The following is a 16,315-nucleotide window of genomic DNA, read 5'->3' as shown; positions in this document are numbered from 1 at the left end:
GTTTTTTTAAGATAGATGCGTTTTATGCTTAAGTGAAAAAAAGGAAACGTTAATAACTTTGCAAATCGTTACATAATGCAGAACCGTTAAGACAACCACCCCACAGTTCATCCCGATTATAATTCCCTGCATGCCAATATTTGTTTGTGATCCTAAGAAAAACATCAGGGAAAAAGACACAATATGCGACCATATCGTATGATAAAAAGCATCTTTCACATAGCCAAGGCCAATTAAATAAGCTTGAAGCGGAACCGCAAAGAAGTGGAAAAGAAAATACGGCCATAAAGCTTTTAAATAGTAAACGGCTTCGGTAGAATGAAAAAACAAGTTGGTAAGCGGCTCAGCAAAGAAATACATCGCCACTATAGACGGAATGCCATATAAAAACGTCATTTGCATGCTTTGAGTCAAAAGTCTTTGAAGCTGTTCTTCCTGATTTTTCGCATGAGCTTCAGATACAGCGGGTATGAGTGCTACTAAAAGAGAATGAGCAAAGAAAGCCGGAAAAAAGCCGATCGACATCGCTACCCCTGTTAGCATACCAAAATGCTGCGTGGCCCCGGTTAAAGTCATGCCCGACAAAACGAGCGCGTGTTTGATTAAAAACGGCTGAACAGCATTACATACCGCATTAAATAAACGCAGTCCCGTGGTCGGAAGTGAGACGCCTAACAGCTTTTTCCGAATCTCACTTGGAGAAAGCAGAGGTCTGTGCCCTCTTGATAAAACACTTAACTGAGTAACATACGTGATAAAAAAATAAAGTAAAATAACAGCTTCGGTTCCAATTAGCGTACAAATCGCAATAAACAGCGACATTTTAACATCTGTGAAAGCAAACATTTGAAAAACAATAAATAAAATCGTTAGCTGAAAGGCTTTGCGGATAAAATTAGACACGGCGATAGTCGTCATATTATTTTTACCCGTAAAATATCCACGAAGCACGGCTGAAAATGAAACGACCGGAATGAAACATAGTACAACCCATTTTAAGTAAGGATGATAGTGACTAAAAAATGGAAAGGCTGCTAATACGGCCAGTGTAATAAAAAAGATTCCCAAGCTCACAGCAGTCGCAAAAATGGTGGCATGCTTCATCATATGCTGATGTTCTTTGCGGTGATGTTCGGCCAAAAATTTAGAAATAGAAATAGGCAGTTCTAAGTTGGCTACCGTGGCAATAAGAAAAATGATAGGAAGAACAGTCATGTACATGCCCATGCCTTCCCTACCTAATTCTCTAGCAAGCACCATATTTACAAGAAATTCAATTAACTCTCCTGCAAAGGCAGCACCTGCTAGAATAAACGTTCCTTTCAAAAAAGTGTTCATCTCGTTATCTCCTCTATTTCCCGTCCTTTTTCATCACTACCTCTTCTCTCTATGTATATGACAAGCCCAATACGAATTATTTGTCTAATTGTATTTTTTCGGTGTACAAGTTCTTGTATAATGTTCAACCTATGTGAAAAAAAACCGTTATATACCTTTTTCACATAGGAAATTCATTCATTTCTTATCTTTTGACTCTTGAGACTTACATAGAAAAACAGAAGACGCAATGAGCCTGCTGATTGCTAACGGGAATAGAGCATGTTGTTTTAATGTAACAAATTCACATATTAGTTAAGCGTCTTTATTCATCATTTTCTGTGGATGCACTTCTTTTTTTGACACCGAAGCATTTTTGCCTAGTACAACCGAAAAGACAACAATTATTGCTATAGCAAGAGTAAAAAGTGTAATTGATTCGCCTAGAAATAGAGCTGCAAACAGAATCATTAAAAATGGCTGTAAATATTGAACCTGGCTAACTCTGGCTATTCCCCCCATCGCCATCCCGCTGTACCAAGCAACGTATGCTAAAAATTGGCTCACTACTGAGAGATAAATCAAACTAACCCACGCTTGTAAAGGCGCATGGAGCATTTCAGCTGTAATGCTTAGTCCCACTGGAATCATAAAAAATGGCGCACCGATGATAATGGCCCAAGCAATCACTTGCCAGCTGCCTAATTCTCTTGCTAACACCCCTCCTTCTGCGTAGCTCAGTCCAAGTATCAGCACCGCTGCTAGTAAAGCTGCATCAGCAAACTGCAGTTGACCGAATCCGAGGTGAAGAGCATACACGATAACAGCTGCCGCACCGATTATACTTGAGACCCAGAATTTTAAAGAAGGACGTTCACTCCCTCTAAACATCGCAAAACCGGCTGTGGCTAATGGTAAAAGAGCGAGTTCAACCGCTCCGTGAGAAACAGGCAATGATTTCATTGCCCAAGAAGTGAGAAGAGGAAATCCTAAAACTGCACCTAAAGCAACGATCAGCAGACTTTTAAATTGGCGAAGAGAAGGAAAGTTCTCTTTTCGTACAATCAATATCACAGCTACTAAAATAGCCGCTACATCTGTTCTTCCTAAACCGGCGACTGTCGTTCCGAAATACTTGACTGCAATGCTTGTAGAAGGAAGGGTTAAGCTAAAACAGATAACGCCTACTACCCCCAATAATAAGCCCACCTTCTCTCTCGTTTCTTTTTGCATCTTACCCTACCCCTGTCTTTTTATTTTTCAGAACTGTATCATTTTTCTAAAAAAAGTTCTGATATAATTAAAAGGATAGACCAAGACAACTACTAAAATAAATCATTCTTTTACCTATCTGTACGGGTACAAATTAAAGGAGTAGGACCTATGAGTGTGAAATATCTAAAAATCATGGAAGAAATTAAGCTTGGCCTAGCAAATGGATCGCTTATTGCAGGTGGTAAACTCCCTTCTGTTCGCCGACTCTCCCAACATTTTTCGTGCAGCAAGAATACCGTTATCAAAGCGTACAGCGAACTAGAAAAAGAGCATTTAATTTATTCTGGTCCTAAAAGCGGCTACTACGTTGTGGCAGAATTTCAACATAAGACGAATGAAAATGAAGTGATTGATTTCTTGTCTGCGGGTCCAGATAAAAACGTTATGCCTTATCTTGAATTTCAGCATTGCATAAACCAAGCGATTGAACACTACAAAGAAGAGCTTTTTACATACTCTGATCAACAAGGCTCTTACTCATTGCGGGTACAGTTAGTGAAACACTTGCAGAACCTACAGGTGTTCACTCAAGCTGAAAGGTTAGTTGTTGTATCCGGGTCTCAGCAAGCTCTTCACTTACTAGTTTCTATGCCATTTCCAAATGGAAAAAATAATATCCTAATTGAGCAGCCCACTTATTTCGGTTTTATTGAGTCTCTTACGCTGCACCAAGCTACTACTTTTGGGATCGAGCTATCGATGGAAGGGATTGATCTTGATCATTTAGAATACATTTTTCGAAACAATGATATAAAATTTTTTTATATTATTCCAAGGTTTCACAATCCTCTTGGGCATTGTTATACAAATTTTGAGAAGAAAAAAATCGTGGAGCTAGCCGAAAAATACGATGTATATATAGTGGAAGATGACTTTTTGGGCGACCTTGATCCGGATGCAAAATCAGATCCTTTATTTTCTTTTAATCCTTCTGGACGAGTCATTTACATTAAAAGCTTTTCGAAAATTTTTCTTCCTGGTTTACGGATTGCTGCTGTTGTGCTTCCTTCGTTAATGAATAGTAACTTTTTACGATATAAATTCAGTTCAGATTTTAATAGCTCAGCGCTTTCCCAAGGTGCTCTTGAAATATATTTAAAAAGCGGCATGTTTACGAGTCATCTTAAAAAGATAAAAGAGGTATACCATACCAAAATGCAAACTCTTGTAGAAGCATGTGATTCACTGCTACCCGCTCATACACATTTTTCTAAACCAACTTCAGGATTCTATTTATCCATTAGTTTGCCTGAGCATGTGAAAGCAAAACAGATCGTTCACATGCTAAACGAGCAGCACATATATGTTGATGATGCTTCTAGATTTTTTTTACCAGAATACAAACGAGACACTCTTCTCCGATTAAGCATCTCACAAGTAAATACGAATACAATCAAACGAGGAATTGAACAGCTGGCTCAGTGCATTACTTTAATTGATGATAGAAAACATCATCCTATTCCAAATAACCTTTTCCCTTTGTAGAATGGGAATTCAGTGGACATACTAAACGAAAAGAAGCCAAGGAATTAGCGTCCTTGACTTCTTTTATTTAACCGTAACGGTTATAAGAGGCATATTATGCGTCCCTTTTGCAGAAACATGTGATTGCACGGTATACGTGCCAGGCTCAGCGAAAGATGTTTGTATTTCATATACACCTTCTTCTACTTGTTTAGGCTTTAACATCTTCCCTTTCCCTTCGCCATCTTTTTTCCCTATTTCAAATTCAATCATTTCAACATCATCATTTTTCACTTTTTCGTCTCCATATGTAACTTCAGCTTTGTAGGTACCGCTTTCATTTTTCTGCAACGCTTCTGGACCTTGAAGATTTACATTCAACGGTTTTGGCTGCTCAGCATTTGTGCTTTGAGCAGGTTCCTGACCACAGGCCGTTAAAAGTAAACAAAGACTGATTATAGATATACTTATTCTTTTTTTCATGTATTCATCTCCTTTTTAAATCCTTTCTTTAACTATAACGCGTATTAACAAGAAAAAAATGAATTTTTCTAAAAAAGAAGGATTTTTAAAGATTTTTTAAGAAAAAAAGTTCATACTGATGCTAACTAGTTTTTTCCAAGGAGGAAGAAAATGAATTTAGCTAAATCTCCAGCTAAAAAATCATGGCTACAGACATTAATTAAAAATAAAAGTGAGCGCAAAAAAGTGATCTTTATCTTTACTATGTCTTTTTTACTAGTTGTAGCAGGGCTTATTTACATCCCTATTTATAAACATTCCCTTCCACTCGATTTTAAAATATATGAAGGGAATTTTAAAGAGCTTGGTTCAATCGCACGAATTGGTTTCTTTGCAGCTTTAGCCATTTATCCTATTTTTTTATTATTAAAATGGAAACCGTTATCGCACATAAAAAAAGGAAATTTTGAGTTCAAACCGCTTATCCAATTTTTAGTCAAGTACGTTCGTCAGTGGCACGTTCCCGTTGCTCTTACATCAACGGCCTTGATTATTTTACATGGTATATGGCTTTAATAAAAGGATTTCAAGCAAATTTTACGTACTTTTCAGGAATTATTACGATGGCTGTTCTAGCTTGTTTACTCGTGATGGGCGTGAAGCGCTATAAGCGTACAGATAAAAAGTGGCATCTTAAATTTGCTATCTCTTTTTTGGTTTTGTTTATGATTCATGCTACCTTTTCATAACTTGCCATTGTTTAAAGTTTTTTTATATAGGGTACAGTTCACAATGAATACATGATATGTATCACTATACGTTTTACATCATTTAGGAGGTATAAACATGGCAAGAGTGTTAGCTGTATTATCAAGCGGATACGAAGAGAAAGATTATCACACAGGTTGGTGGGCAGAAGAATTATTTGCTCCGCTGCAAAAGCTTGAGGACGCAGGGCACACCGTTGATTTAGCCTCACCTTTTGGAGGTAAGCCGGAAGTAGACGTTCGAAGTATTTCAGAAGACTTTGATCCAGACGGAACGTATAAGAAATTATATGAATCAGGAAGAGCGGATCAGACAATGAAACTTGAAGAAGTAGATGCTGAGAACTATGACGTTATCTTAGTAGTAGGCGGCCACGGCGCTATGTTTGACTTAGCAAAAAATGTGGACTTGCATGCACTTATGAACAAAGTGTACGACAACGGAGGTATTTTAGCAGCTGAGTGTCACGGACCTTCTGTTTTTGCTTTCTTGAAAGGATCCGAGGATGAACTGTTAATTAAAGGACTAGACGTAACCGGTTATCCTGATGAAATTGAACCGGAAGAAGTACTTCCCTTTTTACCATACAGTTTAGAACAAGAACTTCGTGAAGTGGCTAACTACATCCCTGAAAGGGATAAAAAAGCATATGCCGTTTGGGCAAATGATCAAATTGTCACAAGCCGAGATCCTTTTTCTTCTGAGTTAATGGGTGATGAATTAGTTAAAAAGCTAAATAAATAAACTAAAAAAAGACTGCTCGAAAGCAGTCTTTTTTGTTTGTTCTATAGGGATGTTTGAAACTGCTGCTCTACCAAACGCTGGTAAAAAGAATGAGAGGCTAACAGCTCTTTATGCGTTCCGCTTCCTGTAACCTGCCCTTCTTCTATTACAACAATTTGGTCCGCATTAATAACCGTAGATAGACGGTGGGCAATGACGAGTGATGTGCGTTCTTTCATTACCGTTTCCAATGACTCTTGCACAAGCTTTTCTGATTCGGAGTCCAAGCTAGCTGTCGCTTCGTCCAGTAGTAAAAACTGGGGATTGCGTAACAGCGCTCGGGCAATTGCAATACGCTGTCGCTGTCCTCCTGAGAGATTAATACCTCTTTCTCCAATCATTGTTTCATATTGATTTTCAAAGGACTGAATGAAATGATGAGCATTCGCTAACTTCGCTGCTTCTTCTATTTCTTCATCCGTCACATGCCGCTCTAATCCGTAAATGAGATTTTCTCGAATTGTTCCTGCTAAAATCGGAGAATCCTGCTGAACATAGCTAAACAGGTGACGCCACGAACGTAAGTTGACGTTTTGACTGTCTGTTCCATCCAAGAATATGCGCCCCGATGAAGGCTCATAAAAGCGTTCAATAAGTGAAAAAACAGTAGATTTTCCAGCTCCGCTAGGTCCAACAAAAGCGGTAACTTCTCCTTTTTTAGCAGAAAATGAAACTTCCTGCAATACTGGTTTATCTTCATATTGAAAAGCAACTTTATCGAACCTTAAACTCCCTACCTGTTCAAGCACTTCTCCATTTTCATAGTTTTCTTCTTTCTCAGCTAATATATCAAAGATTCTTTCTGAAGCGCCTTTAGTTTGCTGAAAGCTCGTAACAAATCGGGTAAGTGAACCAACCGGAACCATAATTTGAAAAAGGTAAAGAACAAAAGCTACCAGCTCTCCTGCAGTGATAAATCCCTCACTCACACGGTATGCACCAAACCCGACGATGGCAATCATAACAGCGGTCATCACCGTGCTAATAATCGGGGTAATGATGGCTTCAATTTTAGCTCTCTTTACACCGAAGAGGTAGAGTGACTGAAACGATTGTAAGCCGGAATCAACTTCTTTTTTCTCTGAACCGGATACTTTAATCAAGCGGATTTCACTCAGCATTTGGGCTAAAAAAGCCGTAAGCTTAGACATTTTATCCTGCTGCTCACGTGAAATTTTATGTATTTTTCGGGCTAGCGGCATAACCAGTACAAACATAACGGGAATAACCGCTAATAAAATGAGCGTCATGGGTACATCAAGCGTAAATAAAATAACAATGGCAACGATAATAGATAAAATATTTTTAACAAAGTCAATCATTTCTGTTGACAATAAATTCATCACAATGGTTGTATCATTTGTAATGCGGCTTACCATTTCACCGGAACGGTTTTGGTCGTAAAATGAAACCGGAAGCTTTATGAGCTTGTTCCACACTTTACGTCTGAGTTCTTTTACAACACCTTGCCCTACTTGAGCAAGGAGATAAAGAGATACTGCGCTTGTTACCATTTGAGCAGCAAATAAACCAAGGAGCCCTGCTATAAGCTGAGGTGAGACGCCTACTGTAATTTTCTCCATTACTTCTTTAATGACAAGAGGAATAGAAAGCGACGCTCCGGTATTAATTAAGGCCAGTATGAACGAAATGAGTAGCTTTCCTGTCGGAGGGTTCGTTAGCAACCATAATTTTTTAAATGAAAAATGAATTCCTTTTTGCGTATTCATCTTAGTTCCTTTCTAATTCTTTTAATAGGTGGTATACACACTTTAGGCAGACACCACACACTTTACCTTCAAAGTTCTATCTTATTTTACACCATTTCCTTTTTCAACCTGAACTTCTAAGCTTTTACCTATTTTTCAAACTCGTCTATACGAAAATGACAAGCTGGTCATATACTATGGTACACTGAATTCTTTTACTAGATGAGAGGTTGAATAAGAATGTCTGTTTATATTAAATCTATTTCTATTGGCACAATTTCTGGCGGGATCGTTATTTTTGGAAACGCAGGAAATATATCGCCTCCAAGCGGCTCTACGTCCGGCTCTGGTTCTAGCTCTAGTTCCCAAATGCCGATGCCTCCTTCTCCGGAAAAAGGCCCGAGAGATAACACCACTTTTAATGGCTAATAAAAAACAGTGAGGTAATTCTCACTGTTTTTAGACTTGAATACTTGTCATCATCGCAATATAAAAAGCAAAAACAAACAAACCCGCACTTAATACGCTAAGCCATACTGTCTTTTTGTAAAAACAAATAAGTAAATACACAAAAAACAGCAGTGCGACAAATAAGAATAGGATTCCTACAATCGTTACGTGAAACGTTAGAGGGAGCGTCACTTGTTTCCCATAGATAAATGGAAGAATCGATGAATCCATTGCCATATGACTTATATTAGTTGGCGGCGATTGCGTCACCATCATAGCTGTAAATAAAAAAATGATAAGCAAAATAATGCTTTCTGCTCGAATCCACATCACGGGCTTATATTCTGGATGTTTTATCGTTTTTTTCATAAGAAAGCCATTGATGACGGCAAATGCAAGCAGCGGAATAATCGTAATATGCTTTAGTAAAAGAGCCTGCCCGTAATCTGTAGCCCATGAATTTACATAGTTGGACAGCCCCATGATAATGACCATCGAAATGAACCCACTTAATGAAAGAAGCACAAAACAAGCGATTGCAAAAGGCGTAAACCAGCTTAAGAAACTTTTCCAATTGGAGGTTTCTTTTGAAAAAGCGGCAACAATCAGAACCACCCCTCCCCACAGTCCAACTGCTAAAATATGAAGAGAATGAGAAAGCATGCCGCTAAGCGCAGAAGCCGATGCTGCGTGACTTGCGTAGGCGATTCCTCCCACCAAGGCTACAGTCAGTAATGTATACATATGAGGATGGCTCTCTATTGAAACAGCAACCATACATAAAATAGCAATCAGCACAACAAAGATCCAGGCGTGTCCCGTTCTTGTTTCCAATAATACAAGACGAACTGTTTCACCTAACCCTCTTATTTTTGAAAAAGATAAAATAATCTCAAGCGAATTTCCAACCGAAAAAATAGCGATAGCCGCTGCACTTGCAAGTAGCCATCGCTTTGATAATAAAATTGTTGGCTTTTTTGTAAGCGGTACATATTGCAGTACGGCAAATCCTAATAATAAGGAAAGACCTACGTATGTGAACCACTCAAAAACAGGCAACAAAATACTCATCTTTTTAAGCCTTTTTCTTTCTGAAGATTAAGAGTAATGCTCCAACCACCACTACAATAGCAATAATCATGATAACAAAAAACGATGAAGAATCATTGTTCTCTGTTTTTTCATCATTTGCTACTGCACTTTTTTGGTGCTGTTCAGATTGCGTGGCGCCTTGCTTTTTTTCACTATCTTTTCCGGCTGCTTGAGTGCTTTCTTCTTTCGCCTCATCTTTCACATCTACTTTAAAAGCAATCGAATCTTTCATTACATGACCATCTTCCCCTACAATTTCCCAGTTCACTTCGTAAGATCCGTTTTCAAGAGGCTGATCAACAGAAGCTATTAAATCATGATCTTCTACTTTTTGCGATGCAAGTGAAACTTTTTGTCCATCTTTTGTAACGGTCACAGTACTGATTTTCTCGATGTGTGTTTCAAAGGTTAATTTAATTTCTTTTAGAGGAGCTGTAACAGTTGCACCATTTTCCGGCACGGTTGTTTGCACATGTGTATGAGCAAAACTAACTGTCGGAACAGCTAAAAAGCATGCTAAAAGTAAACCTATTATTTTTTTCATATTTATGACTCCCTATCTCTTTTTTCTTTTTTCATCATATCCAAAAATGTTTTTATGTAGACGTTTCCGAACACGATCTATTTTCCTAGTAAGTGTACTCCTTTTTTACTCAGTCTCACAATAACTATTCCCAATTCGTTATAAAATGTTCACAATTCCTAGGAAAGGTGCCGCTGTAATTTTTTGAATATTCTTTCAGACTATTCTTGAATATAGTAAAATAGTTAAATAAGATGGCTGACTTTTTTCTAGCTTAAAATCCCATACAGAAAGGATAGAAACAATGAAAAAGTATACATGCCCTTGCTGTGGTTATCAATCGTTAGACAGTGATGGTGACTATGATATTTGTGAGATATGTTTTTGGGAAGACGATCCGTACCAAAAGCTGAATGCCAATGAATTAGGAGCCAACTCTATTTCTTTAATAGAAGCTCAGGAAAATTTTATAGTTTATGGAGCGTGTAATAAAGAAAGCTTACAGCACGTGAGAAAGCCTTCTGTTCAAGATGTAAAAGATTTTAACTGGAAACCTATTATAAGTCACGAGTAGCGAAACTAGTTTATAAAAAAAGAATGCTTGTGAAAGCATTCTTTTTTTGATTCAGTAAGAAGTGGAAACAAATGTAGAAAGCACATTTGTAAACCTATAAAAAGTTTGAGTTTTAGACGAAGCTCTTCCTTTTGAAGTGAATGAATGAAACATAGCACTTCGCAGCGGTTGGCTAATCTCCAATTGAATACTTTTCCCGGTACGATTTTTATTTGCAATATTTCCAGGTTTAATGCCTGCAATCTCATCGTGCCCTTTTGTAATCAGTTCCGCGGGAAATCCATTTTGATTTAATAATTGCGTTAATTTTTTTGCACGCTCCCGGTCAGTTCCCCCCACAAAAATATGTTTTTCATTCCCAGAATACCCGTGAAGAGATAAAACATTATCATACTTGCTTACCATCTTACGCGCTGTGGGCTCATCAAAATGAGTGCTTGTGAGGTGCAGGTCTCGTGATCCTTTCGACTTTAACGATTCGAATAGGTAAAGAGCATTTTGTTTGCCAAGCTCTTGGGCAATTTCGCTTGTCCCCCCTTCAATTCCTCCACCGTGTGGAGCAAAGATAAGGACAGGGCTTTTCGTTTTTTTGGTCGTCACTTTATAGCTAGCTGAAGGCTCGTGCTGTGAGAGCTGCTTGAAATTTTGATATTTATCAGTTGACGCACTAGATGTATCTTGAAAAGGTGAAATGAATAAAACGAGTAGACAGATACATAAGGTAGAGAAACTTACTAAACGATAGCTTTTCAATTTGTACTCCTGCTTTCCGTTGTGTAATAAGACCTAAAGCATTAGAATCTTAAAAAAACCAAAAATAATATTATAGTAGTCTTATTTACTTATCGTTACAAATTATAATTTATTTAATAGTTCTTAATACCTATTTATGCTATTTAAAAAAACTTCAGCGCATATTCACTGAAGTTTTTTTGCTTTTATTTATTTAAAGCAAGCGCCAAACTAATTTTATCCAGCCAAAGAAGGCGATCCATAAAGGTATGCTCAAAGATGTTCCCCACGCTAAACCAATTAAGAAGTTTCCTCTTTCAATCATACAAACCACTCCTTATGAACATTGTAGGTGAACAAGTACAATTCTATACCTTCACTATAACAGAAAGCGCTTTCATTTAATAGTCACTTACACGTTTTTAGTTCTATATTCATACAGAAAACCGGATTTCAAGTAGATAAAAGGTGATATATAAGAAAATGAATAATGACAAGGTGTAAAAGTATAATAATCTACTAAAAAAAAGAAACCTTCTTTGAAGGCTTCTTTTCTAGGTGTTTTTTATTGTTCGCCGCTGCGCTGCAAGCGATTCTCAATAAATAGGCGCTCAACAAATTTATTTAGCTGTGCTTGATACAAACGGCGCTCATCTAGTGTTTTTGCGTCTTGTATTTGCTGCTTAAAGCGTTTGATTTGCTGTCTTTGTTCAACCGTTACATGATGAGAAAGAAGCATAGGTCCCCCTCCATTTCACTAACGTTTAAATTAAGTAAACCAAGGTTTACCAAAACAAACAACAAACCTGTTAGCTTCTCTTACATAAAATTTTTATTCAGCCTCTTTAGCCCCAACTAATGCTAAACCTGGACCGTACGGCGTGGTATGAACATCTAACATTAATTCATTTGTATAAGGTACAATAGAAGTTTCCATTGCTACTTGTACTCCATCGACTTCATACATTTCATCATTTTCAAAAGGCTCTTCAAAAGCTAACCCAATATTAGGGATTTCACAGCTAATTCCTTTGAAATACAAGCGAATTCCTGTTATCTCCTGCTCTTCAAGTATATTGTTAATTAATTGTTTTGCTTCTGGTGTAATATGCATGACTAACCCTTCTTCCTTTAAATACTCTTGCTCTATCCTATCATATCTTTAGAGTTTTTAAAGAGAATAACTGCAATTTAAAAGCATCCTGATTATTATTTAATAATTATTCTAAATAAGTATTGATTTTAATTTGATATTTGATATAATATGAACATAAGATAAAAACAACTCATTAGGAGGCTATTAACTATGAATTTAGAAAACGTATTGAACCAACAAATTGCCGATTTTAACGTATTGTATACGAAGCTACATCGCTTTCACTGGTATGTAAAAGGGCCTCAATTTTTTACGCTTCATGAAAAATTTGAAGAATTCTATAATGAGACGGCGGACTATATAGATGAATATGCAGAACGATTACTAGCCATTGGAGGAAGCCCAATTGCTACAATGAAGCAGTTTTTACAAACAGCTACTCTTTCTGAAGATGGGGACGAACAAACGAGCGAAGAAATGGTAGAAACCTTAATTAACGACTATACGCTGCTTGTTAAAAGTTTAAAAAATGGAGTTGAAAAAGCAGAAGCAGCGCATGATCACGTAACAGCTGACTTATTCATTGGAACAATCGGTAACATTGAAAAACATATTTGGATGCTAAAAGCTGCTTTACCTGTAAAAACATCCGTAAACGCATAAAAAGAGCCTAAGCGGCTCTTTTTTACGTTTGCTGATTTACTTTTTTTTGTCTTTGCAGCCACATAAAAAAAGACATATCATCGTGAATGTCATCTTCTAGCACAGCCTTATAGACATGATCACTCGTATAATAGCGATTATATCCGCTTTGCTGCTTGAAAAATAAAATGCATTCCCGCTTCTTTTCAGTGAGAAGTGATTTTAATAACTCTTGTTTCTCAACTTTGCTTTTCACGATATTTTCTGGAAGCACGGAAATATCAAGCTTCCACTCTTCTCCCTTCTGAATCATATACACACTCCACTGATACTTATCTTTTTCATTAGCAACTATCATCTTATAAGGGTTAAAGCGCTTTGTAAGCTGATACCCCATGTGAAAAATAGATTCTTCATCCATTTCATCATTTCCTACGTAAAAATTAATGATGCGATTTGTCATGACATTTAACTCAAAACTCTCCCCTGAGAGAGGACAACCATATTCTCTTAACAGGTCCAATAAATGATTGGATACCACCAGTTGATTTGCTTCGTGTTTTAATTCACTTGAGTATGACAGCAGCTCATTCATGTTTTTTGATTCCCCTATCTATAGATCGTGAATTGTTATTGATATTCGCTTTTTTTTCATAAAACCCTTTCACTTTTATCCTTTAATTAAATAACTAGTTGTAAATTAAGTTATGTAGAGCAACATTTTATGAATAAACCAAGTTTGAGTATAAAACCCGAAGAAGTTTAAAGACTATAGTTGATACCGATTTTAAGGAGGACTTAGTATGAATAATCACGAAATTCCTACAAACATGCAAACTGGAGCTGTACCCCCTCAATTGAACCATGGAGGGCATGAACTATTTGACGTTCATGAAACACTAGCCGGCTCGATTAATGTAATGGATCAGTTTATGATGTTTAGGCAATATGTAAAAGAACAAGAGCTGCTTGATATCATTGATCGGCAATATCAGTTTATTTTAAATGAATATAATTTAATCGTAGAAGCTTTTTCTACTGGTCAAAAGCCGGCCGGTTCTACACATGTATATAACATGAAGCAGTCTCATACCTTTGTTTATGGCTTAAAGCCTTCGCAGCCTAAAAAGCCGAATCAGTCCGTTGAGGAAATTAATGAAAAAGGCATATCAGGTCATATGCTAGGTCTAGTTAAGTCTCAAGCATCTCTTTTAACCATGACCGCTTTAGAAATAACAAATCCTGTTGTTCGTCGAATATTCGGAGACAGTGTTCCTAATTGGATTGAAATGGCTTATGAAATTTCTCTTTATCAAAATAAACACCATTATTATCAAGTACCGCAGCTTGCAAAAGAAGATATGCAGCAAATGATCACAAGTTTTGCAAAAGCCACTGCCTCTCCTCAGATGCCTAATAACCATAACCTGCATTAATTAAAAAGAGGCCGGGGCAAACTATTTTAAGTAAAGGAAGATCCGAACGATGAATCGTTCGGATCTTTTCATTAGTATGGTGAATATAGGTTGTTTAGAGTTGCTTCTAGCTGTTGATTGGAGGGAAAGCGTAGCTTTGCACGGAAATCACTAGCAGTGTAACCAAACGACCCGTACTAGATCATTTACTCAGTTTATTCGTCTGTAGATTGTATTGATTTTGTTATATCTCAATCTCGTTTTTTGTGTATATTTCAGAAAATGACAAAAAACTATGCATTTTAAATTATTTTCTGAATATTTGTAGTATTTTGATTAATTATGTATTATAATAAATATAACCAATAGAAAGGAGTGAGAGATGCATCATATATACTCGGATTACAGTTAAAGGAGGTGTCATAACACGCTCGCAATACGTTTGCTAAAAGTCAGTTGAACTGTAGAACCGATACGTGATAGACCATGATGGTAAAGTTAAGATTAATTCCCCTAAATGAACATGTAACATAATAAACTGCTTCTTATTCTTTTTAAAGATAGAAGCAGTTTTTTTATGTGCGTTTTTCTTTTCCGGATTTAATACATGTTTTCTCCACTTTGGCTAACACTTAAGATATACATTTACGTACAAGGTGGTGACTTTAATGATCGCCGTAAAATTACTATTAGTCGCAGTTTTAATTGCATTAACTGCTTTTTTTGTAGCGACAGAATTCGCTATTGTAAAAGTAAGAAGTTCAAAAATTAATCAGCTTCTAGAAGAAGGAAATAAAAAAGCCGTCTCTGCCAAACATGTTATTACGCATCTAGATGAATATCTATCCGCTTGTCAGCTTGGTATCACCATTACGGCTCTCGGGCTTGGTTGGCTTGGTGAACCGACGCTAGATCGGTTGCTTCACCCTCTTTTTACTACCTTCCATACGAATGAGCCGCTTGCTGGCATTTTATCTTTTGTCATTGCATTTGTTGTTATTACTTTTTTACATGTTGTCTTGGGAGAATTAGCTCCTAAAACGTTTGCTATTCAAATGGCTGAACAAATTACGCTGAACTTTGCAAAACCGATTATCGTGTTTTACAAACTTATGTATCCGTTCATTAAAATATTAAACGGCTCAGCTCGTATGTTGACCAAGGTTTTTGGTATAACCATGATTTCAGAAAATGAAGCTGCTCATAGTGAAGAAGAGCTGCGCATTTTGTTATCTGAGAGCTTCGAAGGCGGCGAAATTAATCAATCCGAATATCGATATATGAGTAAAATTTTTGATTTTGATGATCGTTTAGCTAAAGAAGTAATGGTTCCTCGTACGGAAATTGTGAGTGCTTCCAAAGACGACGTCGTAGAGGTTTTTTTGCAAATCGCAAATGTCGAAAAATATACGCGCTATCCAATTGTTGAAGATGGGGATAAAGATAAAGTAATCGGTCTTGTTAATATCAAAGAAATTTATAATGATATTGTATTTAACGAAAAAGACGGCACCAATACGTTAGAATCGTACGTCAAGCCTATTTTTAAAGTAATTGAAACTGTACCTATTCATGACTTGCTTGTAAAGATGCAAAAAGAACGTATTCAAATGGCTATTCTTTTTGATGAGTATGGCGGAACCGCTGGGCTTGTTACAGTAGAAGATATTATTGAAGAAATTGTAGGAGAAATTCGAGATGAGTTTGATACGGACGAAATTCCTTATGTACAAAAAATTAAAGATGATCATTATATTCTTGATGGAAAAATGCTCATTAGCCAAGTAAATGATTTACTCGGTACGGATATTAGCGATGAAGAAGTAGATACCATTGCCGGGTGGGTGTTAACCGAAAAGTTTGATGTGACCAAAAATGATATCATTCAGCATGAGCAATTTTACTTTAAAGTTCTGATTATAGAGGATTTTCACATTAAGTATATAGAAGTAAAAAAAAGAAAGAAGAAAGAAAAAAAGGATGATCATCATTAATCATCCTTTTTATTTATTC

The 16,315-nt window shown here is 36.8% G+C and carries 19 protein-coding genes; 9 read left to right on the top strand and 10 right to left on the bottom strand.

Annotated features, from left to right (window positions below):
* Positions 1 to 6 precede the first annotated feature (6 nt).
* Positions 7 to 1,338: a polysaccharide biosynthesis protein gene (locus AC2YJL_RS09090; protein ID WP_116514018.1), complete on the bottom strand. Its 1,332-nt coding sequence runs from the start codon at positions 1,336 to 1,338 to the stop codon at positions 7 to 9.
* A gap of 294 nt (positions 1,339 to 1,632) precedes the next feature.
* The gene (locus tag AC2YJL_RS09085) at positions 1,633 to 2,550 is read right to left on the bottom strand and encodes a DMT family transporter (protein WP_407818888.1); all 918 of its coding nucleotides are present in this window, start codon (positions 2,548 to 2,550) and stop codon (positions 1,633 to 1,635) included.
* A gap of 150 nt (positions 2,551 to 2,700) precedes the next feature.
* Here AC2YJL_RS09085 and AC2YJL_RS09080 point away from each other — a divergent pair, with 150 nt between their 5' ends.
* Positions 2,701 to 4,077 carry an aminotransferase-like domain-containing protein gene (locus tag AC2YJL_RS09080; RefSeq protein WP_369361084.1) on the top strand — a complete coding sequence of 459 codons (1,377 nt, stop codon included), beginning with the start codon at positions 2,701 to 2,703 and terminating at the stop codon, positions 4,075 to 4,077.
* A gap of 63 nt (positions 4,078 to 4,140) precedes the next feature.
* On the opposite strand, the gene AC2YJL_RS09075 is transcribed toward AC2YJL_RS09080, so the two are convergent.
* Positions 4,141 to 4,539 (bottom strand): FixH family protein, encoded by a 399-nt coding sequence (locus tag AC2YJL_RS09075; protein WP_369361086.1) that lies wholly within the window; start codon positions 4,537 to 4,539, stop codon positions 4,141 to 4,143.
* A gap of 150 nt (positions 4,540 to 4,689) precedes the next feature.
* Here AC2YJL_RS09075 and AC2YJL_RS09070 point away from each other — a divergent pair, with 150 nt between their 5' ends.
* The 3 genes from AC2YJL_RS09070 (at position 4,690) to AC2YJL_RS09060 (ending at position 6,030) form a co-directional block, all read left to right on the top strand.
* Complete coding sequence (locus AC2YJL_RS09070; RefSeq protein WP_369361088.1) at positions 4,690 to 5,094, top strand: hypothetical protein; 405 nt, start codon at positions 4,690 to 4,692, stop codon at positions 5,092 to 5,094.
* A gap of 47 nt (positions 5,095 to 5,141) precedes the next feature.
* Positions 5,142 to 5,267: a hypothetical protein gene (locus AC2YJL_RS09065; protein WP_276511002.1), complete on the top strand. Its 126-nt coding sequence runs from the start codon at positions 5,142 to 5,144 to the stop codon at positions 5,265 to 5,267.
* 97 nt (positions 5,268 to 5,364) lie between these two features.
* Positions 5,365 to 6,030, top strand: coding sequence for a type 1 glutamine amidotransferase domain-containing protein (locus AC2YJL_RS09060; protein WP_195696618.1), 666 nt, complete (start codon positions 5,365 to 5,367; stop codon positions 6,028 to 6,030).
* 41 nt (positions 6,031 to 6,071) lie between these two features.
* On the opposite strand, the gene AC2YJL_RS09055 is transcribed toward AC2YJL_RS09060, so the two are convergent.
* A complete protein-coding gene (locus tag AC2YJL_RS09055; RefSeq protein WP_369361090.1) occupies positions 6,072 to 7,799 on the bottom strand; it encodes an ABC transporter ATP-binding protein in 1,728 nt (575 codons plus the stop codon).
* Between the two features lie 219 nt (positions 7,800 to 8,018).
* On the opposite strand from AC2YJL_RS09055, the gene AC2YJL_RS09050 reads away from it, so the two are divergent.
* Positions 8,019 to 8,207, top strand: a complete 189-nt coding sequence (locus tag AC2YJL_RS09050; protein WP_028412801.1) for a hypothetical protein — start codon at positions 8,019 to 8,021, stop codon at positions 8,205 to 8,207.
* 30 nt (positions 8,208 to 8,237) lie between these two features.
* Here AC2YJL_RS09050 and AC2YJL_RS09045 read toward each other — a convergent pair whose 3' ends face one another.
* Together AC2YJL_RS09045 and AC2YJL_RS09040 are read right to left on the bottom strand one after the other, a co-directional pair.
* Complete coding sequence (locus AC2YJL_RS09045) at positions 8,238 to 9,299, bottom strand: copper resistance D family protein (protein WP_369361091.1); 1,062 nt, start codon at positions 9,297 to 9,299, stop codon at positions 8,238 to 8,240.
* 4 nt (positions 9,300 to 9,303) lie between these two features.
* Positions 9,304 to 9,864 (bottom strand): copper resistance CopC family protein, encoded by a 561-nt coding sequence (locus AC2YJL_RS09040; protein WP_195696616.1) that lies wholly within the window; start codon positions 9,862 to 9,864, stop codon positions 9,304 to 9,306.
* A gap of 283 nt (positions 9,865 to 10,147) precedes the next feature.
* On the opposite strand from AC2YJL_RS09040, the gene AC2YJL_RS09035 reads away from it, so the two are divergent.
* Positions 10,148 to 10,417, top strand: coding sequence for a CPCC family cysteine-rich protein (locus AC2YJL_RS09035; protein ID WP_013057680.1), 270 nt, complete (start codon positions 10,148 to 10,150; stop codon positions 10,415 to 10,417).
* Positions 10,418 to 10,468: 51 nt separating this feature from the next.
* On the opposite strand, the gene AC2YJL_RS09030 is transcribed toward AC2YJL_RS09035, so the two are convergent.
* The 3 genes from AC2YJL_RS09030 to AC2YJL_RS09020 form a co-directional block, all read right to left on the bottom strand.
* Positions 10,469 to 11,170 (bottom strand): poly-gamma-glutamate hydrolase family protein, encoded by a 702-nt coding sequence (locus AC2YJL_RS09030; RefSeq protein ID WP_369361093.1) that lies wholly within the window; start codon positions 11,168 to 11,170, stop codon positions 10,469 to 10,471.
* Positions 11,171 to 11,714: 544 nt separating this feature from the next.
* Complete coding sequence (locus tag AC2YJL_RS09025; protein ID WP_013057683.1) at positions 11,715 to 11,888, bottom strand: hypothetical protein; 174 nt, start codon at positions 11,886 to 11,888, stop codon at positions 11,715 to 11,717.
* 93 nt (positions 11,889 to 11,981) lie between these two features.
* The gene (locus AC2YJL_RS09020; RefSeq protein ID WP_195696615.1) at positions 11,982 to 12,263 is read right to left on the bottom strand and encodes a Fe-S cluster assembly protein HesB; all 282 of its coding nucleotides are present in this window, start codon (positions 12,261 to 12,263) and stop codon (positions 11,982 to 11,984) included.
* 192 nt (positions 12,264 to 12,455) lie between these two features.
* Here AC2YJL_RS09020 and AC2YJL_RS09015 point away from each other — a divergent pair, with 192 nt between their 5' ends.
* Positions 12,456 to 12,908, top strand: coding sequence for a Dps family protein (locus AC2YJL_RS09015; RefSeq protein ID WP_369361094.1), 453 nt, complete (start codon positions 12,456 to 12,458; stop codon positions 12,906 to 12,908).
* Positions 12,909 to 12,930: 22 nt separating this feature from the next.
* Here AC2YJL_RS09015 and AC2YJL_RS09010 read toward each other — a convergent pair whose 3' ends face one another.
* Positions 12,931 to 13,482, bottom strand: a complete 552-nt coding sequence (locus AC2YJL_RS09010; RefSeq protein WP_369361096.1) for a hypothetical protein — start codon at positions 13,480 to 13,482, stop codon at positions 12,931 to 12,933.
* Between the two features lie 208 nt (positions 13,483 to 13,690).
* Here AC2YJL_RS09010 and AC2YJL_RS09005 point away from each other — a divergent pair, with 208 nt between their 5' ends.
* Both AC2YJL_RS09005 and AC2YJL_RS09000 read left to right on the top strand, forming a co-directional pair.
* Positions 13,691 to 14,323, top strand: a complete 633-nt coding sequence (locus AC2YJL_RS09005; protein ID WP_369361097.1) for a spore coat protein — start codon at positions 13,691 to 13,693, stop codon at positions 14,321 to 14,323.
* Between the two features lie 647 nt (positions 14,324 to 14,970).
* A complete protein-coding gene (locus AC2YJL_RS09000) occupies positions 14,971 to 16,296 on the top strand; it encodes a hemolysin family protein (protein WP_060746966.1) in 1,326 nt (441 codons plus the stop codon).
* Positions 16,297 to 16,315: the final 19 nt, after the last annotated feature.

The organism is Priestia sp. SRI_019 (genome assembly GCF_057586255.1).
The sequence above is the reverse complement of the archived record's forward strand: the minus strand, read 5'-3'. Positions and strand labels throughout refer to the sequence as shown.

What these genes read in the sequence shown, in the direction of transcription:
- AC2YJL_RS09090 (WP_116514018.1), bottom strand. Translation starts at nt 1,338, where the DNA reads ATGAACACTTTTTTGAAAGGAACGTTTATTCTAGCAGGTGCTGCCTTT.
- AC2YJL_RS09000 (WP_060746966.1), top strand. Translation starts at nt 14,971, where the DNA reads ATGATCGCCGTAAAATTACTATTAGTCGCAGTTTTAATTGCATTAACT.
- AC2YJL_RS09035 (WP_013057680.1), top strand. Translation starts at nt 10,148, where the DNA reads ATGAAAAAGTATACATGCCCTTGCTGTGGTTATCAATCGTTAGACAGT.
- AC2YJL_RS09060 (WP_195696618.1), top strand. Translation starts at nt 5,365, where the DNA reads ATGGCAAGAGTGTTAGCTGTATTATCAAGCGGATACGAAGAGAAAGAT.
- AC2YJL_RS09025 (WP_013057683.1), bottom strand. Translation starts at nt 11,888, where the DNA reads ATGCTTCTTTCTCATCATGTAACGGTTGAACAAAGACAGCAAATCAAA.
- AC2YJL_RS09065 (WP_276511002.1), top strand. Translation starts at nt 5,142, where the DNA reads ATGGCTGTTCTAGCTTGTTTACTCGTGATGGGCGTGAAGCGCTATAAG.
- AC2YJL_RS09015 (WP_369361094.1), top strand. Translation starts at nt 12,456, where the DNA reads ATGAATTTAGAAAACGTATTGAACCAACAAATTGCCGATTTTAACGTA.
- AC2YJL_RS09085 (WP_407818888.1), bottom strand. Translation starts at nt 2,550, where the DNA reads ATGCAAAAAGAAACGAGAGAGAAGGTGGGCTTATTATTGGGGGTAGTA.
- AC2YJL_RS09055 (WP_369361090.1), bottom strand. Translation starts at nt 7,799, where the DNA reads ATGAATACGCAAAAAGGAATTCATTTTTCATTTAAAAAATTATGGTTG.
- AC2YJL_RS09080 (WP_369361084.1), top strand. Translation starts at nt 2,701, where the DNA reads ATGAGTGTGAAATATCTAAAAATCATGGAAGAAATTAAGCTTGGCCTA.
- AC2YJL_RS09040 (WP_195696616.1), bottom strand. Translation starts at nt 9,864, where the DNA reads ATGAAAAAAATAATAGGTTTACTTTTAGCATGCTTTTTAGCTGTTCCG.
- AC2YJL_RS09070 (WP_369361088.1), top strand. Translation starts at nt 4,690, where the DNA reads ATGAATTTAGCTAAATCTCCAGCTAAAAAATCATGGCTACAGACATTA.
- AC2YJL_RS09010 (WP_369361096.1), bottom strand. Translation starts at nt 13,482, where the DNA reads ATGAATGAGCTGCTGTCATACTCAAGTGAATTAAAACACGAAGCAAAT.
- AC2YJL_RS09075 (WP_369361086.1), bottom strand. Translation starts at nt 4,539, where the DNA reads ATGAAAAAAAGAATAAGTATATCTATAATCAGTCTTTGTTTACTTTTA.
- AC2YJL_RS09020 (WP_195696615.1), bottom strand. Translation starts at nt 12,263, where the DNA reads ATGCATATTACACCAGAAGCAAAACAATTAATTAACAATATACTTGAA.
- AC2YJL_RS09050 (WP_028412801.1), top strand. Translation starts at nt 8,019, where the DNA reads ATGTCTGTTTATATTAAATCTATTTCTATTGGCACAATTTCTGGCGGG.
- AC2YJL_RS09045 (WP_369361091.1), bottom strand. Translation starts at nt 9,299, where the DNA reads ATGAGTATTTTGTTGCCTGTTTTTGAGTGGTTCACATACGTAGGTCTT.
- AC2YJL_RS09005 (WP_369361097.1), top strand. Translation starts at nt 13,691, where the DNA reads ATGAATAATCACGAAATTCCTACAAACATGCAAACTGGAGCTGTACCC.